The organism is Staphylococcus sp. HMSC056G08 (assembly GCF_001812305.1).
Taxonomy (GTDB): domain Bacteria; phylum Bacillota; class Bacilli; order Staphylococcales; family Staphylococcaceae; genus Staphylococcus; species Staphylococcus simulans.
The window spans coordinates 25,311-31,610 of record NZ_KV808544.1 but is presented as its reverse complement, the minus strand read 5'-3'; the positions used below and the strand labels follow the sequence as shown (position 1 = coordinate 31,610).

Here is a 6,300-nt window from a genome sequence, read left to right as displayed (position 1 = left end):
CTTTAACTACTATTATTTATTATACTATGGTTAACACATCACCAGACGGATGATTATGTACCACAATAATCGCATTGCTCGACCACTTAATAGCTGCTTTAAATACCTCTCTAGGATGCACCACAGAAGAATTCAAAGTTCCTACAAAGATGACTTCATGACGAATTACAATATTCTTTGAGTTCAAAAATAATACCTCAAACTGTTCATGTGTTAAATGCATCATCCTCGATAAAAAATAATCCGCCGCATCTTGGGGTGAATTAATTTTTACTTTCTCTTTTTGATCCGGCGCATTCATACGTTCACCTAGTTCAAACGCTGCCTTTAAAATCACCGCTTTATACATACCGATACCTTTCACATCCATCAAGTCATTTAAAGACAATAGTTTTAAATCTTTAAGCTTCGTTGTTAAATTTAATAAATCTTGCGCAACTTCGACACTAGACCGCCCTTTTCTGCCAGTATTAATCAATATGGCAAGCAACTCGGACTCAGATAAGTGTTGCGCTCCTTTAGCTATAAGCTTCTCTCTAGGTTTATCACAATCAGGTAAGTGTTTTATATTCAAAATGAAACCTCCGTTTAATAAAAGTGAAGTATAAATAATAAGTTAGGATAAAAGATAGAAATAGTTAAAAAGCTGATAAAAATAAAGGGGATAAGTGGCACTTCTAATATTCTACGCTTCGTGAACAAACGAAACATTATCATAAATAAACCACCAATAATAAAAGTCATACAGAATATCATGAGGAAAAATAAATAAGGAAAGACGAGACTGAGTAAAGTGAAAATTAAAATGTCTCCGTACCCTATCGCATGAGGTGCAAGTATAAATAAAATGTGAAGCAAAATTACAATACCAATTTGCGTTATAAACACCTTTGGCGCTAAGGCTATGACAACTATAATAAAAATTAAAACAAAGTGGACGGGAATCGTATGTGTATGCATATCATACAGTGCAGCAACGAGCAGAAATAAATATAATGCAAGAAATAATGCAGAAGATGGGTAAATTACATTGAAAACAAGCAAACCGATTGGCAATACCGCACACAATTCACCAATAACATGTAATTTAGAGAGTTTGTGCCTACAATACCGGCATTGACCTTTTAATATCACAAAACTAATAATCGGAACTAAATCATACCATTTTAAATCACGATGACACGTTTCACATTTTGAACGTTGTTTCATATAACTGAAGTTTAATGTTTTAACAAAACACAGTTGATACAAAAAACTTTCAAGCACTGAAGTGATTAGGACAACTACAATAACGTGCAGAAGCTTCACCTACTTTCTGAAATATCAACGTTATTATACGTGCTAGGAAGGTCATTTTCAAATAGTATGTATAAAATATTTTATTTTAATTTTTTACGAACAAACACCATATATAATTGTCATTTTTACATGCAGAAAACATTAAAAACTCCTTCTGAAATGGCCGTGAATAAACGTCATCTCAAAAGGAGTTTAGTATTTAATTAAAGCCATTAAGCTTCAAAGTTCACTTTTGCTTTCACTTCACTGATGAAGTATAAGCTGCCAGTAATAACCAATGTATCGCCTTCATAATTCTCTACAAAGTCTACATAGTCATCAATTAAAATTGGATCAAAATGTTCTGCTTCATTTGCGATTTCTTCTTTTGGCTTCGCACGATAGAAATCAAAGTCTGTGATATAAACATGATCTGCAATTTGTCCTAAATCTTCTAACATATGATGAATCGGTTTGCCGCTTACAGCTGAGAACAAAATATCAACCTTATCTTTATGATAATAATTTTGAATTGTACTCACTAATGCATCGATGCTTTCATTATTATGAGCGCCATCAATAATCATAAGCGGTTTTTCTTTAACTTCTTCAATACGCCCTGTCCAGCTGACTTCTTCCATAACTTTAATCATTTTATTGAAGTCTAACTGAATTTGTCCCGCTTCAAACATCACAATTAAAGCTGTAATCGCTAAAGCTGCATTTTCTTTTTGATGTTCGCCAAGCATATGCAACGCTATGTTTTCTAATTCATAATCTTTAAAGCGATACGTAAATTCATCTTCTTCTGAAACAACAGAAATATCTTTATCCAACTCATAAGCAGGCGCTTGTTGTTTTTCTGCATATTCGCTCAAGTATTTTAAAGCATCATCTTCTTTAACAGAATAAACAAACGGCGTATCCGCTTTAATGATATCACCTTTATCTTTAGCAATATCCAAATAAGTTGAACCTAATAAATCTGTATGATCTAAACCAATGCTCGTTAGAATTGTCAAAATAGGTGAAAATACATTTGTCGAATCATTTTTAATACCAAGTCCTGCTTCAACAATCACAAAGTCTACAGGTCGGATCGCGCCGAAGTATAAGAACATCATCGTTGTTATAATTTCAAATTCAGTTGCTGTTCCATATTCAGTTTCCGCTTCCATCTCTTCACTTATCGGCTTCACACGAGCAACCAGATCAACGATAACATCATCGCTGACTGGCATCCCGTTTAAGCTGATTCTCTCATTGAACGTTTCAATATAGGGTGAAGTAAATGTACCGACATCATAACCATTCTCGACAAGTGCAGCACGTAGATATGCGACTGTAGAACCTTTGCCATTTGTTCCGCCGACATGGATGCCTTTAATGTTTTGTTCTGGATGACCTAGGCGTTCTAGCATCCACTCCATGCGTTTTGTGCCTGGTTTGATACCAAACTTATTTCTTTCGTGTATCCAATATAAGCTGTCTAGGTAATTCATTATCAGGACTCCTATGCTTTTAATTGTTCAATTCTAGCTTTGACGCTATCATATTTTTCTTGATAATCTTCTTTTTTGGCACGTTCTTCATTGATAATTTTTTCAGGCGCTTTATTAACGAAGTTTTCGTTTGATAATTTTTTATCGACACGATCAAGTTCGCTTTGCCATTTATCTAATTCTTTTTCTAAACGTGCAATCTCTTTATCCATATCGATTAAACCTTCTAATGGTAAAATCACTTCACCTGCACCGACTACAGAAGTCATTGCTTTATCAGGTGTTTCGATATCTGTTGAAATGATTAACTCGCTTGGGTGGCCGAAGCGGTCAATGTAATGTTTATTTTCTTCAAGCATTTGAGTGATTTCCGCATTTTTCGTTTTAATATAAATCGGAATTGCTTTTGAAAGCGGTGTGTTCACTTCTGAACGAGCTTGACGGACAGCTTTAATAATTTCTACGACATATTGCATCGCTTGTTTACTGTCTTCATACATAAATTCAGTTTGAACTTGTGGCCAAGCGCTTGTCACAATTGTTTCACCTTCATGCGGTAAGTTTTGCCAAATTTCTTCTGTCACAAATGGCATATAAGGATGCAACATACGCATTGTACGGTCTAATACATAAGATAAGACTGAACGTGTAACTTGTTTTTGCGCTTCGTCTTCACCATTCATTGGAATTTTACTCATTTCGATATACCAGTCACAGAATTCATCCCAAATAAAGTTATATAAAGCACGTCCAACTTCACCAAATTCATATTTATCACTTAAGTCAGTTACCGTTTTAACTGTTTCGTTTAATCGCGTTAAAATCCATTTATCAGCAAGTGATAAGTTTTGAGATAAGTCGATATCTTCAAATTTGAAGTCTTCACCAATATTCATCAAGCTGAAACGTGCAGCGTTCCAAATTTTGTTAATGAAGTTCCAAACTGATTCTACTTTTTCAGTTGAATAACGTAAATCGTGACCTGGAGATGAACCTGTAGCTAAGAAGTATCTTAAGCTGTCTGCACCATATTGGTCGATAACATCCATAGGATCTACACCGTTACCTAATGATTTACTCATTTTACGGCCATCTTCAGCACGAACTAAACCATGTAATAATACATCGTTGAAAGGACGTTGATCTGTAAATTCTAATCCTTGGAAAATCATACGTGCAACCCAGAAGAAGATAATGTCATAACCTGTAACTAATGCATTAGTTGGATAGTAGCGTTCAAAATCTTTTGCTTCAGTATCTGGCCAACCAAGTGTTGAGAATGGCCATAAAGCACTAGAGAACCATGTATCTAGTACATCTTCATCTTGTGTCCAGTTTTCAATATCTTCTGGTGCTTCTTCTCCTACATAAATTTCGCCTGTTTCATTATGATACCAAGCTGGGATTTGATGACCCCACCATAATTGACGTGAAATTGTCCAGTCACGGATATTTTCCATCCATTGATTAAATGTATGTTCAAAACGTTCAGGTACAAAGTTTACACGATTATCTGTTTTTTGATTATCAAGTGCACGTTTTGCTAGAGGTTCCATATTTACGAACCATTGTGTAGATAAGTAAGGTTCTACGATGGCACCGCTTCTTTCAGAATGTCCAACAGCATGTGTGTGATCTTCAATTTTAATCACTAAGTCTTCTGCTTTTAAGTCTTCTACTAATTGGTCACGACATTCGAAGCGGTCCATACCTTCGTATTTACCAGCTTTGTCGTTCATTTTACCTGATTCATCCATGACGATAATAGATTCAAGGTTATGTCTTTTACCTAATTCAAAGTCATTAGGGTCATGTGCTGGTGTTACTTTCATAGCACCACTACCAAATTCAACGTCTACATATTCATCCGCTAAAATTGGCAACTCACGACCGACAATCGGCAAAATAACTTTTCTGCCAATAACATCTTTATAACGTTCATCATTAGGGTTAACGACAATTGCAGTATCCCCTAACATTGTTTCAGGACGTGTTGTAGCAATTTCAATATATCCTTCGCCATCAGCGTAAGGATATTTAAAATGATAAAATTTACCTGGTGTGTCTTCGTGAATAACCTCAATATCAGAAATCGCTGTTTTCGCAACAGGGTCCCAGTTGATAATACGTTCGCCACGATAAATTAAACCTTTGTTATACATATCTACAAAGACTTTTTTAACCGCTTTACTTAAGCCTTCATCTAATGTGAAGCGTTCTCTATCATAATCAAGTCCAAGACCTAATTTCGCCCATTGTTGACGAATAAATGAAGCATATTCTTCTTTCCAGCTCCAAACTTCTTCTAAGAATTTCTCACGACCTAAGTCATGTCTTGAAATACCTTGTTCTTGTAATTTTGCTTCAACTTTTGCTTGTGTCGCAATACCCGCATGGTCCATACCAGGCAAATACAACGTATCGTAACCTTGCATACGTTTCATACGTGTTAAAATGTCTTGTAACGTTGTATCCCAAGCATGACCTAAATGTAATTTACCAGTTACATTCGGAGGTGGGATAACAATCGTATACGTTTCTTTTGATGTGTCTCCGTTAGGTTTGAAATAGCCTTTCTCTACCCATTCTTGATAGCGTCCAGCTTCAACCTCATTCGGATTGTATTTTGGTTTCATTTCCATAGGACAATTCCTCCTTAAAATAAAAAACACCCGTTCCTATACATAGGACGGATGTTCCGTGGTACCACCTAAATTCAACATAGTTCATCTATATTGCACTTCATAATGATTAACGCTCAATACACGCTTTAACCTACTGTACTGTTCAGCTAAAGATCTAAGCGGGCTACCTTCAACAGCATCAATTATGTATTTTCACCAACCATACATTCTCTTTGAAATTAATCAACTGTCTACTCTTCCCGAAATCATATTCTCTACTAATTTATAGTATAATAGAACTCTAAAATAAGTCAATGCGAAGGAATGAAATTTTATGAATGAATGTGCATTCAACACAACTGATCCACTCTATATTGAATATCATAATAAAGAATGGGGTCAGCCGCTTTATGATAGTCAAAAATTATTTGAACTAATGGCTCTAGAATCACAACATGCAGGACTTTCTTGGTTAACGATTTTAAAGAAACGTTCTGCATATCGTGATGCTTTCTATCAATTTGACTCTCATAAAATTGCACAAATGACAGAAAAAGATATTGATGAACTCATGGAATTTCCTAATATCGTTCATTATAGAAAGAAGTTAGAAGCAATTGTCAGCCAAGCAAAAGGCTATATTCAAATTGAAAAAGAACATGGCAGTTTTAGTGATTTTCTGTGGTCATATGTTGATAATCAGCCGATTGATTTGCGATATCGTTCATCTAAAGACCGTATCACCGTCGATGAACGCGCTAAAAAAATGTCTAAAGACTTAAAGAAATATGGCTTTAAATTTATGGGTCCTGTAACGATGTTTTCATTTTTAGAAGCAGCAGGTCTCTATGACGCCCACTTGATTGGTTGTCCTTATAAGCCATCAAAACAGTAGG

At 35.3% G+C, this 6,300-nt stretch carries 4 protein-coding genes, 1 pseudogene and 1 other annotated feature; of the genes and pseudogenes, 1 reads left to right on the top strand and 4 read right to left on the bottom strand.

Translation table 11 applies throughout. The features are described 5' to 3' along the window. Nucleotides 1-34 precede the first annotated feature (34 nt). The 4 genes and pseudogenes from radC to HMPREF2846_RS13680 all read right to left on the bottom strand — a co-directional run. A pseudogene (gene radC / locus HMPREF2846_RS13690) lies at nucleotides 35-574 on the bottom strand (DNA repair protein RadC); the annotation flags it as partial. A gap of 14 nt (nucleotides 575-588) precedes the next feature. Then, complete coding sequence (locus HMPREF2846_RS14960) at nucleotides 589-1,266, bottom strand: prepilin peptidase (protein ID WP_158257880.1); 678 nt, start codon at nucleotides 1,264-1,266, stop codon at nucleotides 589-591. Nucleotides 1,267-1,511: 245 nt separating this feature from the next. Beyond that, nucleotides 1,512-2,780, bottom strand: a complete 1,269-nt coding sequence (locus HMPREF2846_RS13685) for a bifunctional folylpolyglutamate synthase/dihydrofolate synthase (RefSeq protein ID WP_070626890.1) — start codon at nucleotides 2,778-2,780, stop codon at nucleotides 1,512-1,514. Nucleotides 2,781-2,791: 11 nt separating this feature from the next. Further along, entirely contained in the window at nucleotides 2,792-5,422 is a 2,631-nt protein-coding gene (locus HMPREF2846_RS13680) for a valine--tRNA ligase (RefSeq protein ID WP_060804786.1), read from the bottom strand. 40 nt (nucleotides 5,423-5,462) lie between these two features. Further along, nucleotides 5,463-5,676, bottom strand: a binding site (T-box leader). Nucleotides 5,677-5,738: 62 nt separating this feature from the next. On the opposite strand from HMPREF2846_RS13680, the gene HMPREF2846_RS13675 reads away from it, so the two are divergent. Next, nucleotides 5,739-6,299, top strand: a complete 561-nt coding sequence (locus HMPREF2846_RS13675; RefSeq protein ID WP_070626889.1) for a DNA-3-methyladenine glycosylase I — start codon at nucleotides 5,739-5,741, stop codon at nucleotides 6,297-6,299. Nucleotide 6,300 lies beyond the last annotated feature (1 nt).

Excerpts from the sequence above, each read along its gene's own strand:
- HMPREF2846_RS13685 (WP_070626890.1), bottom strand. The coding sequence starts at position 2,780 with ATGAATTACCTAGACAGCTTATATTGGATACACGAAAGAAATAAGTTT.
- HMPREF2846_RS13680 (WP_060804786.1), bottom strand. The coding sequence starts at position 5,422 with ATGGAAATGAAACCAAAATACAATCCGAATGAGGTTGAAGCTGGACGC.
- HMPREF2846_RS13675 (WP_070626889.1), top strand. The coding sequence starts at position 5,739 with ATGAATGAATGTGCATTCAACACAACTGATCCACTCTATATTGAATAT.